Origin of the sequence: Streptomyces spinosisporus, from assembly GCF_022698145.1 — a bacterium.
Lineage (GTDB): Bacteria > Actinomycetota > Actinomycetes > Streptomycetales > Streptomycetaceae > Streptomyces > Streptomyces spinosisporus.
This window is the reverse complement of sequence record NZ_JALDAX010000064.1, coordinates 1-651: the sequence shown is the minus strand read 5'-3', so window position 1 is coordinate 651 and position 651 is coordinate 1. Positions and strand designations below refer to the sequence as shown.

At 69.9% G+C, this 651-nt stretch carries 1 protein-coding gene; it reads right to left on the bottom strand.

Features of this window, described 5'->3' with window-relative positions; genetic code table 11:
* Nucleotides 1–651 (bottom strand): carboxyl transferase domain-containing protein (locus MQN93_RS43715; protein WP_278191856.1); only part of this gene is annotated, 651 nt, incomplete at both ends.

Genomic DNA, 651 nt, shown 5'->3' with positions numbered 1-651 from the left:
CTCCCGGTTGTTCTGGGGGAGGAGGGAGAGGAGGTAGCGGACCTCGGCGATGCAGGTCTCTTCGTCGTCGTAGGCGAAGTGGCACACGCCGGAGGTCTCGGCGTGCACGTCGGCGCCGCCCAGGCCGTTCTGGGTGATCTCCTCGCCGGTGACCGCCTTGACCACGTCCGGGCCGGTGATGAACATCTGCGAGGTGTCACGGACCATGAACACGAAGTCGGTCAGCGCCGGCGAATAGGCGGCGCCGCCCGCGCACGGGCCCAGCATCACCGAGATCTGCGGGATGACGCCGGACGCGCGGGTGTTGCGCTGGAAGATGCCGCCGTAGCCGGCCAGCGCCGAGACGCCCTCCTGGATACGGGCGCCCGCGCCGTCGTTGAGCGACACCAGCGGGGCGCCGGCCGCGATGGCCATGTCCATGATCTTGTGGATCTTGGTGGCGTGGGCCTCACCGAGGGCGCCGCCGAAGATGCGGAAGTCATGGGCGTAGACGAAGACCGTGCGGCCCTCCACCGTGCCCCAGCCGGTGATCACACCGTCCGTGTACGGCTTCTTGGCCTCCAGGCCGAACCCGGTCGCCCGGTGCCGGCGCAGCTGCTCGACCTCCTGGAAGGAACCCGCGTCCAGCAGCAGCTCGATCCGCTCCCGCGC